Consider the following 18,649-nt stretch of genomic DNA (forward strand, 5'->3'; position numbering starts at 1 on the left):
AAACCATGAGTTTTGAAGGAAAAATCGCGCTGGTTACCGGTGCAAGCCGCGGTATTGGCCGCGCCATTGCAGAGACGCTCGTTGCCCGTGGCGCGACCGTTATCGGTACGGCGACCAGTGAGAATGGCGCTCAGGCCATTAGTGATTATTTAGGTGCCAACGGTAAAGGTCTGATGTTGAATGTGACCGATCCGGCATCTATTGAATCTGTTCTGGAAAAAATTCGCGCAGAATTTGGTGAAGTCGATATCCTGGTCAATAATGCCGGTATCACACGTGATAATCTGCTGATGCGAATGAAAGATGACGAATGGAACGATATTCTCGAAACCAATCTTTCATCTGTTTTCCGCCTGTCAAAAGCGGTAATGCGCGCTATGATGAAAAAGCGTCATGGACGTATTATCACTGTCGGTTCTGTGGTTGGTACCATGGGAAATGCGGGTCAGACCAACTACGCTGCGGCGAAAGCAGGTCTGATCGGCTTCAGTAAATCGCTGGCGCGTGAAGTTGCGTCCCGCGGTATTACTGTAAACGTTGTTGCTCCGGGCTTTATTGAAACGGACATGACGCGTGCGCTGACTGAAGAACAGCGTGCGGGTACGCTGGCGGCTGTTCCTGCGGGTCGCTTAGGTTCCCCAAAAGAAATCGCCAGCGCGGTTGCATTTTTAGCCTCTGACGAAGCGGGTTACATCACTGGTGAAACTTTGCACGTCAACGGCGGGATGTATATGGTTTAACCACGAGATACGCAAAATCATCCAAATTGTATCAAGGCGACAAGACCGAAAAGCCTGTGAGCATAGATGACTATGTGACCAGGCATTGAGGACGCAGCCAACACAGAGACAATTTGAAGGATGACGCGTAGAAAAATATTTGCGTTATTGTAGGGCTTGGCCTCAAAATAACGTAAAATCGTGGTAAGACCTGCCGGGATTTAGTTGCAAATTTTTCAACATTTTATACACTACGAAAACCATCGCGAAAGCGAGTTTTGATAGGAAATTTAAGAGTATGAGCACTATCGAAGAACGCGTTAAGAAAATTATCGGCGAACAGCTGGGCGTTAAGCAGGAAGAAGTGACCAACAATGCTTCTTTCGTTGAAGACCTGGGCGCAGATTCTCTTGACACCGTTGAGCTGGTAATGGCTCTGGAAGAAGAGTTTGATACTGAGATTCCGGACGAAGAAGCTGAGAAAATCACCACCGTTCAGGCTGCCATTGATTACATCAACGGCCACCAGGCGTAAGTGAACATCTCCAGGCGGTCATTCGACCGCCTGAGTTTTATCTTTTTGTCCCACTTGAATCAATTTTCCCTCCCTGGAGGACAAACGTGTCTAAGCGTCGTGTAGTTGTGACCGGACTGGGCATGTTGTCTCCTGTCGGCAATACCGTAGAGTCTACCTGGAAAGCTCTTCTTGCCGGTCAGAGTGGCATCAGCCTGATCGACCATTTCGATACTAGCGCCTACGCAACCAAATTTGCTGGCTTAGTAAAGGATTTTAACTGTGATGACATTATCTCGCGTAAAGAACAGCGCAAGATGGATGCCTTCATTCAATATGGAATTGTCGCTGGCGTTCAGGCCATGCAGGATTCTGGCCTTGAAATAACGGAAGAGAACGCATCCCGTATTGGCGCCGCGATTGGCTCCGGTATTGGCGGTCTCGGACTGATCGAAGAAAACCACAGTTCCCTGGTGAACGGTGGACCGCGTAAGATCAGCCCATTCTTCGTTCCGTCGACGATTGTTAACATGGTGGCAGGTCACCTGACCATCATGTACGGCCTGCGTGGGCCCAGCATCTCTATCGCGACCGCCTGTACATCAGGCGTGCATAATATCGGTCATGCTGCACGTATCATTGCATACGGTGATGCGGACGCGATGGTCGCGGGCGGTGCTGAAAAAGCCAGTACGCCGCTGGGCGTGGGTGGTTTCGGCGCAGCACGTGCGCTGTCAACACGCAATGAAAACCCGCAAGCGGCGAGCCGCCCATGGGACAAAGAACGTGACGGCTTTGTGCTGGGTGACGGTGCTGGCATGGTGGTACTGGAAGAGTACGAACATGCCAAAGCGCGTGGCGCGAAAATTTATGCCGAAGTTGTTGGTTTCGGGATGAGTAGCGATGCTTATCACATGACGTCTCCGCCTGAAAACGGCGCTGGCGCAGCGCTGGCAATGGTCAACGCGCTGCGTGATGCGGCGATTGAACCCGGTCAGATTGGTTATGTGAACGCCCACGGTACGTCGACTCCGGCAGGCGATAAAGCAGAAGCGCAGGCCGTGAAATCTGTCTTCGGCGACGCGGCAAGCCGTGTGTTGGTGAGCTCCACCAAATCAATGACTGGTCACTTGCTGGGCGCAGCAGGCGCGGTAGAGTCTATTTTCTCTATCCTTGCTCTGCGCGATCAGGCTATTCCGCCAACCATCAACCTGGATAATCCGGATGAAGGTTGCGATCTGGACTTCGTTCCTCATGAAGCTCGTCAGGTCAGCGGAATGGAGTACACGTTGTGTAACTCGTTCGGCTTTGGTGGTACCAACGGTTCGTTGATCTTTAAAAAGATCTAACCGACGTTCTGTATCATGCTGAAAAGGTCCGCTTGTCGGACCTTTTTTATTGCGAGTTCTTCCCTTGTCCTGCGCCATTCATCCTGCCACACTAACGGGCCACCCATAAGGAGCCACCATGTTCTTGATAAATGGCCGTGAACAGGAAACGCTTCCCGCAAGCGATCGGGCAATTCAGTTTGGCGATGGCTGCTTTACTACAGCCCGAATCATCGACGGCAAAGTGAGTCATTTACCCTCTCATCTCCGGCGGTTACAGGATGCCTGCGTAGCATTGCTGATACCTTTTGAGGACTGGGGTACGCTTGAACAGGAAATGACCGCTCTGGCTGTGGAGCATTCGCGCGGAGTGTTAAAGGTCATTATCAGCCGTGGCAGTGGGGGACGTGGATACAGCCCGTCACTCTGCCATGAGCCAACCCGAATTCTCACTGTGTCCGCATATCCGCAGCAGTATGACCGCTGGCGTGAGCAGGGGGTTACCCTTGCGTTAAGTCCGGTGCGTCTGGGACGTAATCCGCAACTCGCCGGAATCAAGCATTTGAATCGCCTCGAACAGGTTTTGATCCGCGCGTATCTTGAACAGACAAACGCAGATGAGGCGCTGGTCCTTGACAGTGAGGGTTGGGTTACGGAATGCTGTGCGGCTAATTTGTTCTGGCGAAAAGGTAATGTGGTTTACACGCCGCGACTCGATCTGGCCGGGGTGAACGGTATAATGCGACAATTCTGTTTACGGCAACTGGCACAATCGTCTTTTCAGGTTGTCGAAACTCATGCCCGTGAAGAAGAGTTACAGCATGTTGACGAAATGGTCGTCTGTAATGCGCTGATGCCGGTCCTTCCCGTTCGAGCGTATGGCGCTAACACATTTTCTTCTCGCGCATTATTTGAGTTTCTGGCCCCATTGTGTGAGCGTCTGAATTAGCCATGAAAAATTTGTTTCGTGTTTTCCTTTTACTGGTGGCTGTGCTGGGCATTGCCGCGGGAGCGGGAATGTGGAAGGTCCGTCATCTGGCAGACAGTAAAATATTGATTAAAGAAGAGACCATTTTCACGCTTAAACCAGGAACCGGCCGTCTGGCGCTGGGTGAACAACTCTATGATGAGCATGTGATTAATCGTCCCCGTGTATTCCAATGGTTGTTGCGGGTTGAACCTGCTCTCTCCCATTTTAAAGCGGGGACGTACCGCTTAACGCCGGGAATGAGCGTGCGTGAGATGTTACAGTTGCTGGAGAGTGGGAAAGAAGCACAGTTCCCGCTACGCCTGGTGGAAGGGATGCGTTTGAGTGATTATCTCAGACAACTGCGGGACGCGCCGTACATCAAACATACCCTGAGCGACGATCGCTACGAAACCGCCGCAGACGCGCTGGGGCTGGACAAATCCGGCACGCTTGAAGGGTGGTTCTGGCCTGATACCTGGATGTATACCGCCAATACCACAGACGTTTCTCTGCTCAAGCGCGCGCACCAAAAAATGGTGAAGGCGGTCGATCGTATCTGGGAAGGACGCGCGGAAGGACTGCCTTATCAGGACAAGAACCAACTGGTAACCATGGCCTCAATCATCGAAAAAGAGACAGCCGTTGCCAGCGAGCGGGAACAGGTCGCGTCAGTATTTATCAATCGTCTGCGTGTGGGGATGCGTCTGCAAACCGATCCTACGGTGATTTACGGAATGGGAGAACGTTATAATGGCAAAATTTCCCGCGAGGACCTGGAAACGCCAACGGCCTATAACACCTATACCATCACCGGACTGCCGCCGGGACCGATTGCAATGCCTGGAGAAGCCTCGTTGAATGCGGCGGCGCATCCGGCAAAAACACCGTATCTCTATTTTGTGGCCGATGGTAAAGGCGGTCATACGTTTAATACTAATCTTGCCGGTCATAACCGGTCAGTGCAGGACTATCTGAAAGTGCTTAAGGAAAAAAATGCGCAGTAAATATATCGTCATCGAGGGCCTGGAAGGTGCCGGAAAAACGACCGCGCGGAACGTTGTGGTTGAAACGCTTGAACAACTGGGCATTCATGACATGGTGTTTACCCGCGAACCGGGCGGGACACAGCTTGCGGAAAAACTGCGTAGTCTGGTGCTGGACATTCGTTCAGTGGGTGATGAAATCATTACGGTGAAAGCCGAAGTGTTGATGTTCTACGCCGCACGCGTACAACTGGTCGAAACAGTCATCAAACCTGCTCTTAATGCGGGGAAATGGGTGATTGGCGATCGTCATGATCTCTCCACTCAGGCCTATCAGGGCGGTGGTCGCGGCGTCGATCAGCAGATGCTGGCGACGCTGCGTGATGCGGTGCTGGGCGATTTTCGCCCCGATTTAACTTTGTATCTGGATGTGACGCCTGAGGTTGGCCTGAAGCGCGCCAGGGCGCGAGGCGAGCTCGACCGTATCGAACAGGAATCCTTTGATTTCTTTAATCGTACCCGTGCCCGCTATCTTGAACTGGCAGCCCTGGACCCCAGCATCCGGACGATCGATGCGACACAGCCACTGGAAAACGTGATGAAGGATATTCGCAGCACGGTCATCGGCTGGGTGAAGGAGCAGGGCGCATGAAATGGTATCCATGGTTACGACCTGACTTCGAGACGCTGGTAGCAAGCTACCAGGCGGGAAGGGGTCACCATGCGCTACTGATTCAGGCACTACCGGGAATGGGCGACGATGCGTTGATCTATGCGCTAAGTCGGTATCTCTTATGCCAGCAGCCCGACGGGCACAAAAGCTGCGGTCATTGCCGCGGTTGTCAGCTAATGCAGGCGGGGACGCACCCGGATTACTATTCACTTCTCCCGGAGAAAGGGAAAAGCGCATTGGGTATCGATGCCGTTCGTGAAGTGAGTGAAAAACTCTATGAGCGTGCGCGTCTGGGGGGGGCCAAAGTCGTCTGGATCCCGGATGCGGCGCTGTTAACGGAGGCTGCCGCCAATGCGCTGTTGAAAACGCTTGAGGAGCCGCCTGCGCAAACGTGGTTCTTTCTCGCCAGCCAGGAGCCCGCGCGTTTACTGGCGACATTGCGCAGCCGGTGCCGATTGCATCATCTCGCGCCGCCCGCAGAATCGTATGCTATTTCGTGGCTTGCACGTGAAGTGACAACGTCACAAGAGGCATTATTGACCGCATTGCGCCTGAGTGCGGGTTCACCGGGAGCTGCGCTGGCGCTGCTGGCGTCGGAAAGCTGGCAACAACGGGACGCTCTATGTCAGGCTCTGGCGGCGAGCATTCCTCACACGGACTGGTATTCGTTATTAACGGTGCTCAACCATGAGCAAGCGCCTGTCCGGCTTCACTGGCTGGCTACGCTGCTGATGGATGCCTTAAAGCGCCAGCATGGCGCATCCACCTTAACTAACGCCGATGCCGTCCCGTTGATTACCACGCTTGCCGGCGCGCTTTCTCAACCGGGAATTCAGGCTATCTTTACCGCTGTTTGCCATTGCCGCGAACAGTTACTGACGGTAGCCGGACTAAACCGCGAGCTGGTGTTAACCGATCTTCTTCTGCAAATCGAACATTATCTGCAACCAGGCGCGGTGTTGCCTGTTCCCCATCTTTAAGAGAGACATCATGTTTTTAGTCGACTCGCACTGCCATCTTGATGGCCTGGATTACCAATCGCTACATAAGGATGTGGATGACGTGCTGGCAAAAGCCGCCGCGCGTGATGTGAAATTCTGTCTCGCGGTGGCGACAACGCTGCCGGGTTACCGTGGTATGCGGGAATTAGTGGGGCAGCGCGACAACGTCGTTTTCTCCTGTGGCGTACACCCGTTAAATCAGGATGAACCGTATGAGGTGGAAGAACTACGACTTCTCGCGGCCGAAGAGGGCGTTGTGGCGATGGGAGAGACGGGACTGGATTATTTTTATACTCCGGAAACCAAAATTCGCCAGCAGGAGTCGTTCATTCATCATATCCAGATTGGCCGCGAGCTGAATAAGCCGGTAATCGTACACACGCGTGATGCACGAGCGGACACGCTGGCGATTCTTCGCCATGAAAATGTGACGGATTGTGGCGGCGTACTACACTGTTTTACAGAAGACAGAGAAACGGCGGGAAAACTGCTGGATTTGGGGTTCTATATCTCCTTTTCCGGCATTGTGACTTTCCGTAATGCTGAACAGTTACGTGATGCTGCTCGTTACGTGCCGCTGGATCGTCTGCTGGTGGAGACCGACTCACCGTATCTCGCGCCGGTGCCGCATCGAGGCAAGGAGAATCAGCCAGCGATGGTTCGTGACGTTGCAGAGTATATGGCTGTTCTGAAAGGTGTTGCCGTTGAAGAACTGGCACAGGTTACCACCGATAACTTTGCCCGCTTGTTCCATATCAACGCTTCCCGCCTGCAATCAGTCTCTTGAATGAGTTTTTTTAAAGCTCGTAATTAATCTGTTAAGCGAGTAAAGTTCACCGCCTTAAATTGGGCGGTGAATGAGTGATTAGACACATTCTGATACCTTTTTTGTCAGAATGTGCAAATTCTCGTGCTGTCCGCAGTTGAAACGTGATAGCCGTCAAACAAAAATACGCCGATTTATTTTACTCTGCGTAATAAATAAAGGGCACTTAGATGTCCTGTCCACGGCGAGGTTCTCCCCCCTCGCCAATGCGTGTGAACGTAGAAGCACAAATACTCAGGAGCACTCTCAATTATGTTTAAGAATGCATTTGCTAACCTGCAAAAGGTCGGTAAATCGCTGATGCTGCCGGTATCCGTACTGCCTATCGCAGGTATTCTGCTGGGCGTCGGTTCCGCAAACTTCAGCTGGCTGCCAGCCGTTGTATCGCACGTGATGGCAGAAGCCGGCGGTTCTGTTTTTGCAAACATGCCGCTGATTTTCGCCATCGGTGTTGCGCTTGGCTTTACTAACAACGACGGTGTTTCGGCTCTGGCCTCCGTTGTTGCCTATGGCATCATGGTAAAAACCATGTCCGTCGTTGCACCGCTGGTTCTGCATTTACCTGCTGAAGAGATCGCAGCAAAACACCTTGCTGATACAGGTGTACTCGGGGGGATCATCTCCGGTGCGATAGCAGCGTACATGTTTAACCGTTTCTACCGTATTAAGTTGCCTGAGTATCTGGGCTTCTTCGCCGGTAAGCGTTTCGTTCCGATCATCTCTGGTCTGGCGGCGATCTTTACCGGTGTGGTTCTGTCCTTCATTTGGCCGCCAATCGGTACTGCTATTCAGACGTTCTCCCAATGGGCTGCTTATCAGAACCCCGTTGTTGCGTTCGGTATCTACGGCTTCATTGAACGCTGCCTGGTTCCGTTTGGTCTGCACCATATCTGGAACGTACCTTTCCAGATGCAGATTGGTGAATATACCAACGCAGCAGGTCAGGTGTTCCACGGCGATATTCCTCGCTATATGGCGGGCGACCCTAAAGCAGGTATGCTGTCTGGCGGCTTCCTGTTCAAGATGTACGGTCTGCCGGCGGCAGCGATCGCTATCTGGCACTCTGCTAAACCAGAAAACCGCGCCAAAGTGGGCGGTATCATGATCTCCGCAGCGCTGACCTCGTTCCTGACCGGTATCACCGAGCCGATCGAGTTCTCTTTCATGTTCGTTGCGCCGATCCTGTACGTTATTCACGCAATTCTGGCTGGTCTGGCGTTCCCGATCTGTATCCTGCTGGGTATGCGTGACGGCACGTCGTTCTCGCACGGTCTGATCGACTTTATCGTTCTGTCCGGCAACAGCAGCAAACTGTGGCTGTTCCCGATTGTCGGTGCGGGTTACGCGATTGTTTACTACACCATCTTCCGTGTGCTGATCAAAGCGCTGGATCTGAAAACGCCGGGTCGTGAAGATGCTACCGATGATGCGAAAGCAGGGGCGACCAGTGAAATGGCGCCAGCACTGATTGCGGCATTTGGCGGTAAAGAGAACATCACTAACCTGGACGCGTGCATCACTCGTCTGCGTGTCAGCGTCGCTGACGTTGCGAAAGTGGATCAGGCTGGCCTGAAGAAACTGGGCGCTGCGGGTGTGGTTGTTGCCGGTTCCGGCGTTCAGGCGATTTTCGGTACCAAATCCGATAACCTGAAAACGGAAATGGATGAGTACATCCGTAACAGCTAAGACTTAAGACGTTGGGGAGAACTAAGGCAGCCAAATGGCTGCCTTTTTTACAGGGAAAAAACCACAATGAAGGGGTTGTGCTACGCAAAAAATAGCCAACAACGCTTTACCGATTGCGGGTTGCTATTTTTTGCTTAAGAAATCGTGGGTTAAGGTTGAAAGAGAGGGTTTAAGTCGATCATACTCTATACTCGCAGTGTGGCTCAGCGTAGCATGACATCACGCATGGCAATTTTTATAAAAGGAAAACGTCGTGGCAGAAGAGACTATTTTCAGCAAAATTATTCGTCGTGAAATCCCTTCAGACATTGTGTACCAGGATGAACTGGTGACAGCATTCCGTGATATTTCACCCCAGGCTCCGACTCATATCCTGATTATCCCTAACATGCTGATCCCCACGGTCAATGACGTTACCGCCGAACATGAGCAGGCGTTGGGGCGTATGATTACCGTTGCGGCAAAAATTGCCAAACAGGAAGGCATTGCCGAAGATGGCTATCGGTTGATCATGAACACCAATCGTCATGGCGGCCAGGAGGTGTATCACATCCATATGCATCTGCTGGGTGGCCGCGTCCTGGGGCCGATGCTTGCGCATAAAGGGTTGTAACGATGAGCAGAGGATGCATCGCGCTTTCACTGAGTCTGTTGTTGCTCGCCGGATGCCGTTCTCATCCCGAGATCCCGGTCAGCGATGAGCAGTCGCTGGTGATGGAGTCAACGCTTCTGGCGGCGGGGATCACTGCACAGCCGCCCACGCTGGCTACCTCCGATATTCAGCCCTCTGCATCCTCGACGCTGTATAACGAAAGGCAAGAACCCGTTACCGTTCATTATCGCTTTTACTGGTATGACGCCAGAGGGTTAGAGATGCATCCTCTGGAAAAACCACGCAGCGTGAGGATCCCGGCGCATTCGTCGGTCACGCTGTATGGCAGCGCCAATTATCTGGGAGCGCACAAAGTCAGACTTTATCTTTATTTGTAAGGGGTGAATCTTGAAGATCAAAATGAATCGCTACGCACTGATAGCCGTGCTGGCGATGTTGCTGTCGGGCTGTGTGGTGGAACGCGAACCTGCACCGGTTGAGGAAGTGAAACCCACACCGGAACAGCCTGCAAAGCCGCAAGTGCCCGCGCCGGTCGTGCCGTCGGTGCCTTCTATGCCAGGACAACCAGGGCCGATTGAGCATGAAGACCAGACTGCCGCGCCAGCGCCTCGCGTTCGTCATTATGACTGGAACAGCGCGATGCAACCGATGGTTGGTCAAATGCTGCAGGCGGATGGTGTTACCGCAGGAAGTGTTCTTCTGGTAGATAGCGTTAATAACCGTACCAACGGTTCGCTGAATGCCGGTGAAGCCACTGAAACGCTGCGCAACGCGCTGGCAAATAATGGCAAATTTACCCTGGTGTCTGCACAGCAATTGTCGCTGGCGAAACAACAATTAGGTCTGTCTCCACAGGACAGTCTTGGCACACGCAGTAAAGCGATTGGTATCGCCCGAAATGTCGGTGCGCACTACGTGCTTTATTCCAGCGCAACCGGCAATGTCAATTCGCCATCGCTGCAAATGCAATTAATGCTGGTACAAACTGGCGAGATAATCTGGTCAGGTAAAGGTGCCGTTCAGCAACAGTAGCAATCCCGAGCGCGATGCGGTGCTGTCGCGCTACTTTCCACACTATCGTCCCGTCGAAGACGGTCATAATGGCCTCAGCGGCGGGAGCGTTATCATTGAAAGCCCAGACCAGCGTCTTGTTTTGCGCCGGCATCACGACCCCGATGCGCCGCAAGCGCATTTTTTACGTCAGTATCATGTCTTGTCTCGCCTGCCTGAACGTCTTGCCCCGAAGCCGCTTTTTTATCTGTCCTCCGGCTGGATGGCGGTGGAGTATATAACCGGTGAGATAAAATCCGGATTACCGGATGCCGACGAACTGGCGGGCTTGCTGTATCATCTCCATCTGCAACCCTGTTTTGGCTGGCGCATCAACGTGCTTTCGTTACTGGAGCACTACTGGCAGGAATGCGACCCGGCCCGCAGAACGCCGTACTGGCTGAAGATGTTAAAACGTCTGCGCAAGCGTCGGGAGCCGCGTCCATTTCGCCTCGCGCCGTTGCATATGGATGTTCATGCCGACAATATCGTTCATGCCTCATCAGGGTTACGCTTGATTGACTGGGAATACGCGGGCGATGGTGATATCGCCCTGGAACTGGCGGCCGTGTGGGTGGACGACATTCGTCAACATCAGCAACTGGTCCGCGCGTATGCCTTTCAGGCACATATGGACGAGCATAAATTATGGCAACAGGTCAGACGCTGGTATCCCTGGATACAGATGCTGAAGGCCGGTTGGTTCGAATACCGCTGGCGACAGACCGGCGATGTAAACTTTATCAGGCTGGCCGATGCAACCTGGCGGCAGCTAACAGCGAAGGATTAAGGAGAGCAGTGTGGGTCCAGTAATGTTGAATGTCGAAGGGTGTGAGCTGGATGCGGAAGAGCGTGAGATTCTTGCCCATCCTCTGGTTGGCGGCCTGATTCTGTTTACGCGTAATTACCATGACCCGGAGCAGTTGCGTGAACTGGTGCGCCAGATCCGCGCGGCGTCAAAAAACCATCTGCTGGTGGCGGTCGATCAGGAAGGGGGGCGCGTACAGCGTTTTCGTGAAGGATTTACCCAACTGCCCGCCGCACAGTCTTTTGCCGCGCTGCATGGGCTGGAGGCAGGCGGAAAGCTGGCGGAAGACGCGGGCTGGCTGATGGCCAGCGAAATGATCGCGATGGACATTGATATCAGCTTCGCCCCCGTGCTGGATGTGGGACATATCAGCGGCGCCATCGGCGAACGTTCTTATCACGCTGACCCGGTTAAGGCGCTGGCAATGGCAAGCCGTTTTATTGACGGGATGCATGCGGCCGGGATGAAAACCACTGGCAAACACTTTCCGGGACACGGTGCGGTGACGGCGGACTCGCATAAAGTAACCCCGACCGACCCGCGTCCTGAAGCGGAAATCCGGGCGAAAGATATGTCGGTGTTTCGCACACTGATCAGCGAAAATAAACTGGATGCCATCATGCCAGCGCACGTGATTTACAGCGATGTTGATCCGCGCCCGGCAAGCGGTTCCCCGCACTGGCTGAAAACGGTTCTGCGTCAGGAGCTGGGCTTTGACGGCGTCATTTTCTCTGATGACCTGTCAATGGAAGGCGCCGCGATCATGGGCAGCTATGCCGAGCGTGGACAAGCCTCACTGGATGCAGGTTGCGATATGATCCTGGTCTGCAATAATCGTAAAGGTGCCGTCAGTGTGTTAGATAATCTGTCGCCGATCAATGCAGAACGTGTTACACGTTTGTATCATAAAGGTTCATTTTCGCGTCAGGAACTGATGGACACGGCACGCTGGAAAACAGTCAGCGCGCAGCTAAACCAGTTACATGAACGCTGGCAGGAAGAGAAAGCAGGTCATTAACGCACGTTTGGTGAGGATGCGATGATAATCTATTTACACGGTTTTGACTCTAACAGCCCGGGCAACCACGAAAAAGTCTTGCAGCTACAGTTTATTGACCCGGATGTCAGACTGATTAGCTACAGCACGCGACATCCGAAACACGACATGCAGCATCTGCTTAAAGAAGTGGACAAAATGTTGCAGTTAAACGTGGATGACCGCCCGTTGATTTGTGGGGTGGGGCTGGGCGGCTACTGGGCTGAACGTATTGGTTTTCTGTGCGATATTCGCCAGGTGGTATTCAACCCGAACCTGTTCCCGTACGAGAACATGGAGGGCAAAATTGACCGCCCGGAAGAGTATGCCGATATCGCCACCAAGTGTGTGACCAATTTCCGCGAAAAGAATCGCGATCGCTGCCTGGTCATTCTCTCACGCCATGATGAAGTTCTGAACAGCCAGCGCGCCTCTGAAGAGTTGCACCATTTCTATGAGATCGTGTGGGACGAAGAACAGACGCACAAGTTCAAGAATATCTCGCCGCACCTGCAGCGTATCAAAGCGTTTAAGACGTTAGGATAAAAACTGGCATCAGTCAGTATCGTCGAACAGAACCAGCCTTCGGGCTGGTTTTTTTGTCTGTCTTTTCGGTGTTGTCTATCTTTTCAGCAGCAAAACTTGATGCACATCAATTTTGGTATGACCAATGCACCGCTTGTGTTATTCTCATTAGCGAAGAAGATTTTCATTGTCGTAACCTGTTGTTAATTAAAGGCTATATTTATAACTTTTAATTAACAATTGGTTAATTATTTTAAGGGGGTCACGTTGACTACGCCATTGAAAAAGATCGTGATTGTCGGCGGTGGTGCTGGCGGGCTGGAAATGGCCACGCAGTTAGGACACAAGCTGGGTCGCAAGAAAAAAGCGAAAATTACGCTGGTGGACAGAAATCACAGCCACCTGTGGAAACCGCTACTGCACGAAGTGGCGACCGGTTCCCTGGATGAAGGTGTGGATGCACTGAGCTATCTGGCGCATGCCCGTAACCACGGCTTCCAGTTCCAGTTGGGCTCGGTGATGGATATCGATCGCAAAGCGAAAACCATCGCCATCGCAGAACTGCGCGATGAGAAAGGCGAACTGTTGGTGCCTGAGCGTAAAATTGCTTATGACACGCTGGTGATGGCGCTGGGCAGTACTTCCAACGACTTCAACACGCCGGGCGTGAAAGAACATTGCATCTTCCTGGATAACCCGCATCAGGCGCGTCGTTTCCATCAGGAAATGCTGAACCTGTTCCTGAAGTATTCCGCGAACCTCGGGGCAAACGGTAAGGTGAATATCGCGATTGTCGGCGGCGGCGCGACAGGTGTGGAACTGTCAGCAGAACTGCACAATGCGGTGAAACAGTTACACAGTTATGGTTACAAAGGGCTGACTAACGAAGCGCTGAACGTGACGCTGGTAGAAGCCGGAGAGCGTATTTTGCCCGCACTGCCGCCGCGTATTTCTGCCGCCGCGCATAACGAATTGACTAAGCTGGGCGTTCGCGTACTGACCCAGACGATGGTGACCAGCGCCGACGCCGGTGGCCTGCACACCAAAGACGGGGAATACATTGAAGCCGATCTGATGGTCTGGGCGGCAGGGATCAAAGCGCCAGACTTTATGAAAGAGATTGGCGGTCTGGAAACTAACCGTATTAACCAACTGGTGGTTGAGCCGACATTGCAAACAACCCGCGATCAGGATGTCTATGCGATCGGCGACTGTGCCTCCTGCGCGCGTCCGGAAGGGGGATTTGTTCCGCCACGTGCGCAGGCCGCACACCAGATGGCGACCTGTGCGATGAACAACATCCTGGCGCAAATGAACGGTAAACCGCTGAAGGCGTATCAGTACAAAGATCACGGCTCGTTGGTTTCCCTCTCCAATTTCTCCACCGTCGGCAGCCTGATGGGTAACCTGACGAAAGGGTCGATGATGGTGGAAGGGCGCATTGCCCGTTTCGTCTATATCTCTTTGTACCGTATGCATCAGATTGCACTACATGGTTACTTCAAAACCGGGCTGATGATGCTGGTGGGCAGCATCAACCGCGTGATCCGCCCGCGTCTGAAACTGCATTAATCTCGCCTGACCTGGCATCGTTAACCTACGGTGCCAGGCAGTTCTGTTGTGCTGTATTCCCCTTCAGAGTTCTCTGAATCATCCTGCTTTAACCTCTTTTAACGCTGTTTTCATCCCTTATCTGATGGGTTTCTTATTGCATTGGTTGCAGAATTGTAACCAATAGCAAAGAAGGAGGATCTCCCGTGAATAAATCAATGTTGGCGGGTGTAGGGATTGGCGTAGCTGCTGCGCTGGGTGTGGCGGCGGTAGCCAGTCTGAACGTGTTCGAGCGTGGCCCGCAGTATGCACAGGTTGTTTCTGCAACCCCGATTAAAGAGACCGTTAAAACCCCGCGTCAGGAATGTCGCAACGTGACGGTGACGCACCGTAAACCCGTGCAGGATGAAAACCGCATTGCCGGTTCTGTTCTTGGCGCGGTTGCTGGCGGCGTGATTGGTCATCAGTTTGGCGGCGGACGAGGCAAAGATGTCGCAACCGTAGTGGGGGCGCTGGGTGGGGGTTACGCGGGTAATCAGATCCAGGGTTCAATGCAGGAAAATGATACTTACACCTCCACGCAGCAGCGCTGCAAAACGGTCTATGACAAGTCTGAAAAAATGCTCGGTTATGACGTCACCTATAAAATTGGCGACCAGCAGGGCAAAATCCGCATGGATAAAGATCCTGGCACGCAAATCCCACTGGATAACAACGGTCAGTTGATTCTGAATAACAAAGCGTAAAAAAGCTGTACTCTGCTTGTTAGCCCCTCATTCGCTCAGGCTGAGGGGCTTTTTTTATCAGAAGGTTAATGCGTAGTTCAGACCAAAGGTACGACCCCGGCCCTTATATTCATACAGTGACGGGCTGCCATAGGTTGGGCTGTACAGCAAAGGCGCGCGCTGTCCCCACAGGGTGGTGTAATCTTCGTCCAGCAGGTTTTCGATACTGAAGGTCAGTTTGCCCAGTGGAAGCTGATAGCTGCCGATAAAGTCTACGGTGTTATAGCCATCCAGTTTATTGCCGCTGGCGTCGCTGAGATCAAACGATTGTTGTGTCTGAACCCGCAGAGACCACGGCTCTGGTGCCCAGCCGACCCAGGCGGTGGCTTTTGACGGTGAGGCCAGGGTTACGTCCCATTTCTCCCATTTACCGTTCTGTTTCACTTCGGATTTCAGGACGTTAAAGTTCGCGCCTACGCTCCAGTCGCTGTCCGGAATGAAATAATCCGCCGCGCCTTCGACGCCGTAAATCCGCCGATCGTCAGATTCCACACGGATTGTCATATCGCTACGGTTAATAACAATCGATTTATCAGAGGTGGAATAGTACGCCGCCAGTTGGGTGCGCAGATGATCGCCCGTATAGCGCCAGCCCAGTTCGTAAGAGTTTACTTTTATCCCTTCCAGACGCGAATCCGCGACGTTCACGCTGCGCTGAAGCTGGTAATGATCGCCGACCAGTTTGTAGGTTCCGTTACCGTAATATTTTCCCGGATCCGGTAATTCAACGCCCTGGGAGAAATTAAACCACGCCTGTTGGCGTTCAGTGAGATGCGCCAGTAAGCCGGCGTTAAACAGGACGTTGTCATAATCGGTTTTACCGCCAGGAATTACATCGGCGGAACTCGCCAGACCGTTTGCGATGCCTTGTTGTTGTGCGTAACCGACAAAATCGTCGACCCGGTTTTCTGTCCACTGATAGCGCACACCGCCGCTCAGGGTGAAGATATCGTTGATGTCGTAGCTGCTTTGCAGAAAGGGCGCAAAATTGGTGATGCTGTAACCAGGATAGCGTCCCGTAGTATAGGCCGTGCGGTTATCCATCCCGCCAGATGGAATGGACCAGGCCAGATCGAAGAATTTCTGATTGGAATCGAAAGTTTCATGATCGGCATCGACACCCCAGGTCAGCTCCCAGTTGTCCATCAACTGGCTGTTGAGGGTAATTTTAGCGCCATACTGATCGGTATCCTGCTGCGACGCCGAGAAACTGGTGACCTGGCCTTTGCTGAGCGTCGGGAAAGGGTAGAATTTCAGCGACTCATCGCGGTAATAGATCTGACCAACCAGGTTCTGGCCGAAAAAGTCCGCGTCGGAGTATTGCAGACTGATTAGATGACGCTCCGTCCCCGGAATACGATCTGAGCTGAGGCCGCTACGAGTGCTGGCGCTACCCTTGCCGGTCACCGCTGACATGTTTTCGCCCAGATACAGCCCGTAGTCTTCATCACCCTGGCTTTTGTAGTACTGCGTCACCAGTTGCAACTGGCGATTGTCGTCAATGTCGATCGTGCCAGTGCCCATGACATCCAGACGATCGGAGTGCTGTAACCCGGTTTGCGTGTTGTCGAGCACCAGAGCGTCGCCATTGCCGTCGTACCAGCCGCCAAAGCGCTGATATGCCACAGAGAGGCGACCTGCCGCGCGATCCGTTCCTCCGCTGACCGCTGCCGCTACACGCTCATCGTGATCGTTACTGTTGTTAAAACCGGATTTGCTACCCAGTTCAAGGTCAACCTGGCTCTCCGGTTGACCTTTTTTAGTCACGATGTTGATGAGACCACCGGTACTGCCGCCGCCATACAGCGAGGTGGCGCCGGAAATGACTTCAATGTGCGCGATGTTAAAGGGGTCGATTGAATCCAACTGGCGACTGTCAGTGCGTGAAGAGTTGAGACGTACCCCGTCGATCAGCACGACAATCGCGCGACCGCGCATGTTCATGCCGTAGTTGGTACGCCCCTGGCTGCTGACGTCAATGCCTGGAATGAGCTGTGCCAGTACGTCTTTGAACTCTTTACCACCCTGAACCTGTTGCTCAATCTCCTGACCTTCAATCACCCAGGTGGTTTGAGCCATTTCGGCGACCGTTTTTTGGCTACGGTTGGCGCTTACGATCAAGTTTTCTTCTTCTGCTTGTGCAGCCGCAGCGGGCAGAGTTAACGCTAGCAGGACAGGGTTGAGTACCCAAAGACGCTTTTTCATTCGCATTCCTTACTGAAAATATCTGTGCAAGTGAGAATTGTTATTACCGGATAGTTTCCGGTTGTTACATTGTGAAACAGATACAAAATCAAATGCGAATATTGCTGATAATAATTTCTATTATCAATAGATTTTTATAAAGAATAGCATCTAACTGAATGATAACCTTAGTTATTGTGCGGGAATTATGGTGCAGAAGAACCGGGAAACGAGATTCCCGGTCCGAGTACATGATCAGGCCTTGAGCAATTCAGGCCATAAACGCAGAGTTGTGCGGGTGATTTGTTGCAGTTTTTCAAAGCTTGCGCCTTCACGGGCGCTAATGGACATACCCTGCAAAATACAGCTCAGATATTCGGCAAGATGCTGCACGTTACAGTGTGCCGGGATCTCACCGCTTTCCTGACGCTGACGCAGGAATTGCGTCAGCGTCTGTTCCTGCATGGCGTGGCGGGATTTCACCGTATGGGCAATGTCGCGGGACGCGGCAGCAAGCGTCGCCGAAGTATTAATCATAAAGCAGCCCGCCGGGGTGTCCTTACTGGTGAAGCAGGTTGCCACCGCAGTGAAGTAATCTTCCAGTGCCGCTTCCACGCTTTTTTCTTCACAAAACAGTTGTGCTTCATGTTTCGCGGCAAAGCGGGAGATATACCTGTCCAGTACGGCGCGGAACAATCCTTCTTTATTGGTGAATTCTGCATACAGAGTAGGGGCCTTTGCGCCCGTCGCTTCAACAAGATCAGCAAGCGATGTCGCTTCATAACCGTGCTGCCAGAAGAGTGTCATGGCCTTATCAAGCGCGGCTTCCCTGTCGAACACTTTTGGTCGGCCACGGCTTTTTTTAACGCAACTCGTCGATTCCGTTGTCATGATGCCGTTGTACCTGGTTGGGATTCTTGAGCAACCATTATAAAAATAATCGGGTTCAGGCTCCAGCGTATTCATCTGAAAAATATTTTCTGTTCATACATATGAAAGATAAGTGCTTTTTATTTTTTATAACGGTCGTTATAAAAAACAGTTGACGCGTGACCTGGATCACATCTATGATTTATCTATCGATCGTTAAGTAAATACTTACGACGCCCAATCATCTGCTAAAGGTCACTATTATGAAAAACGTAAAAACCCTCATCGCTGCTGCTGTTCTGAGTTCTCTGTCATTCGCCAGCTTTGCTGCTGTTGAAGTTCAGGCAACGCCGGCCGGTCAGCAAAAAGTCGGTACTATTTCCGCAGACGCAGGGACTAACCTGAGTTCACTGCAGTCTGAACTGTCGCAAAAAGCCGATGCAATGGGTGCGAAATCTTTCCGCATCACCTCTGTCTCCGGTCCAAATAATCTGCACGGTACGGCGGTAATTTATAAATAAGCATTG

Annotated in this window: 20 protein-coding genes; 18 read left to right on the plus strand and 2 right to left on the minus strand. The window is 52.4% G+C overall.

The features are described from left to right. The first annotated feature begins 5 nt into the window (after positions 1-5). From fabG to WB371_RS18155, 17 genes are all read left to right on the plus strand, one after another. Positions 6-740, plus strand: coding sequence for a 3-oxoacyl-ACP reductase FabG (gene fabG / locus WB371_RS18075; protein ID WP_336221413.1), 735 nt, complete (start codon positions 6-8; stop codon positions 738-740). Between the two features lie 277 nt (positions 741-1,017). Beyond that, entirely contained in the window at positions 1,018-1,254 is a 237-nt protein-coding gene (gene acpP / locus WB371_RS18080) for an acyl carrier protein (RefSeq protein WP_000103754.1), read from the plus strand. A gap of 86 nt (positions 1,255-1,340) precedes the next feature. After that, positions 1,341-2,582, plus strand: a complete 1,242-nt coding sequence (gene fabF, locus WB371_RS18085) for a beta-ketoacyl-ACP synthase II (RefSeq protein WP_336221415.1) — start codon at positions 1,341-1,343, stop codon at positions 2,580-2,582. A 118-nt stretch (positions 2,583-2,700) separates the two neighbouring features. After that, positions 2,701-3,510 (plus strand): aminodeoxychorismate lyase, encoded by an 810-nt coding sequence (gene pabC / locus WB371_RS18090; protein WP_336221416.1) that lies wholly within the window; start codon positions 2,701-2,703, stop codon positions 3,508-3,510. Positions 3,511-3,512: 2 nt separating this feature from the next. After that, positions 3,513-4,535: a cell division protein YceG gene (yceG, locus tag WB371_RS18095; protein ID WP_336221417.1), complete on the plus strand. Its 1,023-nt coding sequence runs from the start codon at positions 3,513-3,515 to the stop codon at positions 4,533-4,535. Then, complete coding sequence (tmk, locus tag WB371_RS18100; protein WP_336221418.1) at positions 4,525-5,166, plus strand: dTMP kinase; 642 nt, start codon at positions 4,525-4,527, stop codon at positions 5,164-5,166. Before yceG ends, tmk begins: the two co-directional genes overlap by 11 nt. Then, on the plus strand, positions 5,163-6,167 hold the full coding sequence (gene holB / locus WB371_RS18105; protein ID WP_336221419.1) for a DNA polymerase III subunit delta': 1,005 nt from the start codon (positions 5,163-5,165) through the stop codon (positions 6,165-6,167). The genes tmk and holB overlap by 4 nt, the downstream gene beginning before the upstream one ends. 10 nt (positions 6,168-6,177) lie before the next feature. After that, positions 6,178-6,975, plus strand: a complete 798-nt coding sequence (locus WB371_RS18110; protein ID WP_336221420.1) for a metal-dependent hydrolase — start codon at positions 6,178-6,180, stop codon at positions 6,973-6,975. Positions 6,976-7,266: 291 nt separating this feature from the next. Beyond that, on the plus strand, positions 7,267-8,700 hold the full coding sequence (gene ptsG / locus WB371_RS18115) for a PTS glucose transporter subunit IIBC (RefSeq protein ID WP_336221421.1): 1,434 nt from the start codon (positions 7,267-7,269) through the stop codon (positions 8,698-8,700). 253 nt (positions 8,701-8,953) lie between these two features. After that, positions 8,954-9,313, plus strand: a complete 360-nt coding sequence (gene hinT, locus WB371_RS18120; RefSeq protein WP_336221422.1) for a purine nucleoside phosphoramidase — start codon at positions 8,954-8,956, stop codon at positions 9,311-9,313. Positions 9,314-9,315: 2 nt separating this feature from the next. Next, positions 9,316-9,690 carry a YcfL family protein gene (locus WB371_RS18125; RefSeq protein WP_336221423.1) on the plus strand — a complete coding sequence of 125 codons (375 nt, stop codon included), beginning with the start codon at positions 9,316-9,318 and terminating at the stop codon, positions 9,688-9,690. Between the two features lie 22 nt (positions 9,691-9,712). Then, complete coding sequence (lpoB, locus tag WB371_RS18130; protein ID WP_336221471.1) at positions 9,713-10,345, plus strand: penicillin-binding protein activator LpoB; 633 nt, start codon at positions 9,713-9,715, stop codon at positions 10,343-10,345. Continuing rightward, the gene (gene thiK / locus WB371_RS18135) at positions 10,326-11,153 is read left to right on the plus strand and encodes a thiamine kinase (protein ID WP_336221425.1); all 828 of its coding nucleotides are present in this window, start codon (positions 10,326-10,328) and stop codon (positions 11,151-11,153) included. Before lpoB ends, thiK begins: the two co-directional genes overlap by 20 nt. A 10-nt stretch (positions 11,154-11,163) precedes the next feature. Further along, positions 11,164-12,189: a beta-N-acetylhexosaminidase gene (gene nagZ, locus WB371_RS18140; RefSeq protein WP_336221426.1), complete on the plus strand. Its 1,026-nt coding sequence runs from the start codon at positions 11,164-11,166 to the stop codon at positions 12,187-12,189. A gap of 21 nt (positions 12,190-12,210) precedes the next feature. Then, a complete protein-coding gene (gene ycfP / locus WB371_RS18145; protein WP_336221427.1) occupies positions 12,211-12,753 on the plus strand; it encodes an alpha/beta hydrolase YcfP in 543 nt (180 codons plus the stop codon). A 246-nt stretch (positions 12,754-12,999) separates the two neighbouring features. Continuing rightward, complete coding sequence (ndh, locus tag WB371_RS18150) at positions 13,000-14,304, plus strand: NADH-quinone dehydrogenase (protein WP_336221428.1); 1,305 nt, start codon at positions 13,000-13,002, stop codon at positions 14,302-14,304. A gap of 185 nt (positions 14,305-14,489) precedes the next feature. Beyond that, positions 14,490-15,029 (plus strand): glycine zipper 2TM domain-containing protein, encoded by a 540-nt coding sequence (locus WB371_RS18155; RefSeq protein ID WP_336221429.1) that lies wholly within the window; start codon positions 14,490-14,492, stop codon positions 15,027-15,029. Positions 15,030-15,086: 57 nt separating this feature from the next. Here WB371_RS18155 and WB371_RS18160 read toward each other — a convergent pair whose 3' ends face one another. Together WB371_RS18160 and comR are read right to left on the minus strand one after the other, a co-directional pair. After that, a complete protein-coding gene (locus WB371_RS18160) occupies positions 15,087-17,273 on the minus strand; it encodes a TonB-dependent siderophore receptor (protein ID WP_336221430.1) in 2,187 nt (728 codons plus the stop codon). Positions 17,274-17,507: 234 nt separating this feature from the next. Then, positions 17,508-18,143, minus strand: a complete 636-nt coding sequence (gene comR / locus WB371_RS18165) for a TetR family copper-responsive transcriptional repressor ComR (RefSeq protein WP_336221431.1) — start codon at positions 18,141-18,143, stop codon at positions 17,508-17,510. 242 nt (positions 18,144-18,385) lie between these two features. On the opposite strand from comR, the gene bhsA reads away from it, so the two are divergent. Beyond that, positions 18,386-18,643 (plus strand): multiple stress resistance protein BhsA, encoded by a 258-nt coding sequence (gene bhsA / locus WB371_RS18170; RefSeq protein WP_336221432.1) that lies wholly within the window; start codon positions 18,386-18,388, stop codon positions 18,641-18,643. The last annotated feature ends 6 nt before the right edge of the window (positions 18,644-18,649 follow it).

The sequence above is a fragment of the Citrobacter amalonaticus genome (assembly GCF_037053465.1).
Classification (GTDB): domain Bacteria; phylum Pseudomonadota; class Gammaproteobacteria; order Enterobacterales; family Enterobacteriaceae; genus Citrobacter_A; species Citrobacter_A amalonaticus_H.